The organism is Pseudanabaena sp. 'Roaring Creek' (assembly GCF_001402795.1).
Classification (GTDB): domain Bacteria; phylum Cyanobacteriota; class Cyanobacteriia; order Pseudanabaenales; family Pseudanabaenaceae; genus Pseudanabaena.
The window spans coordinates 1-3,259 of sequence record NZ_LIRE01000225.1 but is presented as its reverse complement, the minus strand read 5'-3'; the positions used below and the strand labels follow the sequence as shown (position 1 = coordinate 3,259).

Here is a 3,259-nt window from a genome sequence, read left to right as displayed (position 1 = left end):
AAATGATTTAGGACTGCTATATACATATTGAAAACCTCTATTGTTTCGCGATAAAAAAGTAGTTTGACTAGACACTATAAATTAGAAAATAATAATCTCACGATCATTCCACGATTTAGTTATAGCCTAAAGATTTACTGTATTAAGCACCATAACTCAATTTCAATCTAAGCTTGCAAATACTATATTTGCAGTCCATAGGAACTTCTATGTGTCTCGTTATACTTAGCAAATACTTGGCAAATACTTAGCGATCGCTATATAAAAAAGTTTACATATCCTATCTATCCTTGTTTACTTTGAAATGTTAGTATCATGAGGACTTCAAAAAGATTATATAAGCAATCAAATATCAATAATAGAGCCAAGTAAATATCTATTTGGTATTAATTATTGATCGCATTGCAGCGCGATCGCAACCACCTTGTTAGTTTGTATTGATTTGCTAACAGATTAAGCGGCAATATTTTTTTGGAGTCAATTAACCTATGAATTACCACAAAGCATAGAAATATGAAATTAGGTCATCAATTGCACAAGGCTATCAAAGTATCACTATCGGTTCTTGCATCCTTTGTTATAGCGGTGGGACTTTTATTGGGGGGATACAATGCTCCTGCAAATGCTGGGTACGATCCATTTATTGGGGAAATTATGACTACCGCTAACACCTACTGTCCTCAAGACTGGGCTGAAGCAGATGGTAGATCTCTTCCCGTTAATCAATATCAAGCTCTTTATGCACTGATCGGTAATACTTATGGAGGACAGGGATACACTACGTTTAATCTGCCAGATTTACGTAGTCGTGTAGCTGTTGGCTATGGTCAGGGCAATGGACTTTCTCGTTACCAACTCGGTCAGACTGGTGGGCAGGAAAATGTTGCCTTAGCTGTAACTGTGGCTAATGCTAAAGTTGCCGCTTCTACTGATGCATCAGCAGTTGCCGTTGTTAATAATGCGAAACTGCAACCAGCCGCAGTTTCACCCGTCCAGCCCTACTTAGCATTGCGCTATTGCATAGCCCTTAATGGCCTATTTCCTAGCCGTGACTAGCTCTGATGTCATTCCCTCATGAGGATTTGAGGCTTAGGGTTTCATAGATTTATGATCTTTGAGATCGGGCTATGAGCCTGATTCTCTTATCGCCTTTTGATTGGAACCTAAAAACATGAAATACAAAGTGAAATACAAAGACATAGAATTATGAAACTAGGCGATCGATTGCATCAAACTATCAGGCTGTTAATCTCGATTCTTGTCTGCTTTGCCGTGGTAGTTGGTTTGTCTTTGGGCGGATATACCGCTCCTGCCAATGCATCTTCCGACCCAGACATTGGAGAGATTATGCTCGTAGCCAATGATTTCTGCCCCAGAAATTGGGCTGAAGCCAATGGTCAAACGATGTCCATTAACCAAAACGCAGCTCTTTTCTCGCTGTTGGGTACAAACTATGGCGGTAACGGAAGTACTACATTTAATCTGCCCGATTTACGGAGCCGCATTCCCATCGGCTACGGTCAAGGACAGGGGCTTAATCGTTATGAACTTGGACAGCTTGGCGGTCAAGAAAATATCAGATTAAGTTTAGATTCTAGTAGTGCTAAGGCTGCTGCATCAGCAAATCCGTCAGCCGTTGCTGTCGTCAATAGTGCAAACTTGCAAACAGCATCAGTTTCAACCTTACAACCCTATTTAGCTTTACGGTATTGTATCGCCCTCCAAGGAAATTATCCTATGCGTTCATAGTATAGCTAACGTTAGTTCGGGATAATTTGAAATGGGCATTGAAAATTTGCCAGCTAAACCCTAACTGACATTAATTACAAACCAAAACCCGTAAAGTTGCGCCCCTACGGGACGCAACTTTACGGGTTTCCTCATAAGAGAGTGGCGGCGCAAAGCGCCGCCACTCTCTTATAGAAATTTAAGTCCTACTGCATTTAAAAGCCCATGACCTTCGCTACGCTAGTAATATCGGGGGCAATGCCCTTATGCAATTTGGATTCGGCACAGGCGATCGCTGTATCGGGATCCTTAATACCATTGCCAGTCAGTACGCACACAATCGTCGCTCCTGAAGGAATTTGATCGCTAATTTTTAGCAAGCCCGCTACTGAAGCGGCACTAGCAGGCTCGCAGAAAACACCCTCTTCCCCAGCTAAGAACTTGTAAGCCGCAAGAATTTCGACATCGGTGACGCTATGAAAAGCACCGCCGCTTTCTTCCCGCACTTTGAGTGCCTTTGCCCAGTTAGCAGGATTGCCGATTCTGATTGCTGTAGCGATCGTTTCGGGTTTATCAAAGACTTGTCCTGTTACTAAGGGAGCAGCTCCCGCAGCCTGAAATCCCATCATTCGCGGTAATTTGGCGGATTTTCCCGATGCATAATATTGGGAAAATCCCATCCAGTAGGCAGTAATATTACCAGCATTGCCCATCGGAATACATAACCAATCAGGGGCATCACCGATCGCTTCTACCAGTTCAAAGGCAGCCGTTTTTTGACCTTCAAGGCGATAGGGATTGACAGAGTTAACCAACGTAATCGGAAATTTTTCCGACATTTCTCGCACAATTTCGAGGGCTTGGTCAAAATTACCATCGATCGCAATTACTTCTGCGCCATAGATTAGGGCTTGACTCAACTTACCAAGGGCAATCTTGCCATCGGGAATTAAGACAAAAGCCTTTAATCCGCCACGTTTAGCATAGGCTGCTGCTGCTGCCGAAGTATTCCCCGTACTCGCACAAATTACCGCCTCCGAGCCAGATTCCTTAGCTTTAGAAATCGCCATCGTCATGCCGCGATCTTTAAAGCTGCCAGTGGGGTTGAGTCCGTCATACTTGAGCAGGACTTTGATATTGTGTCCTAATTTTTCGCTAAGGGCGATCGCGGGAATTAGGGGAGTATTGCCTTCATGCAAAGTGACAATTGGGGTTTGGTCTGTAACTGGCAAATAATCCGCATAGCGACATATAAGTCCTGGCCAGCCATTAGGAACCGTAGAGGCAGGGTAAAGATCGAGACGAGTATCAATCACGCTTTCTTCTATAAAATGCTTATAAACTATCGAATCTAGTTTAGCTCTATAACAAATACCAAAACTCAGATCTCAAAATCCAGACTGGGTTTGATTTGCAATGGCAAACAAGTATAAGCCTATATATTACTGCAAATAGTTGAAGCATTAATAGAAGTTTTTTTATACTAAAGCTCAAAATGGCATAGCCATTTTGAGCTTTGAAAACCCTTACT

The 3,259-nt window shown here is 42.6% G+C and carries 3 protein-coding genes; 2 read left to right on the top strand and 1 reads right to left on the bottom strand.

The features are described 5' to 3' along the window. The first annotated feature begins 513 nt into the window (after positions 1-513). Together AC805_RS07495 and AC805_RS07490 are read left to right on the top strand one after the other, a co-directional pair. The gene (locus tag AC805_RS07495) at positions 514-1,056 is read left to right on the top strand and encodes a phage tail protein (protein WP_055074840.1); all 543 of its coding nucleotides are present in this window, start codon (positions 514-516) and stop codon (positions 1,054-1,056) included. A gap of 150 nt (positions 1,057-1,206) precedes the next feature. Next, positions 1,207-1,749: a phage tail protein gene (locus tag AC805_RS07490; protein WP_055074839.1), complete on the top strand. Its 543-nt coding sequence runs from the start codon at positions 1,207-1,209 to the stop codon at positions 1,747-1,749. Between the two features lie 194 nt (positions 1,750-1,943). Here the strand turns inward: AC805_RS07490 and thrC are convergent, their stop codons facing one another. Next, positions 1,944-3,044, bottom strand: coding sequence for a threonine synthase (gene thrC, locus AC805_RS07485; RefSeq protein WP_055074838.1), 1,101 nt, complete (start codon positions 3,042-3,044; stop codon positions 1,944-1,946). Positions 3,045-3,259: the final 215 nt, after the last annotated feature.

Bases quoted from the DNA above. Each gene is read 5' to 3' on its own strand.
- AC805_RS07495 (WP_055074840.1), top strand. From the start codon at position 514: ATGAAATTAGGTCATCAATTGCACAAGGCTATCAAAGTATCACTATCG.
- AC805_RS07490 (WP_055074839.1), top strand. From the start codon at position 1,207: ATGAAACTAGGCGATCGATTGCATCAAACTATCAGGCTGTTAATCTCG.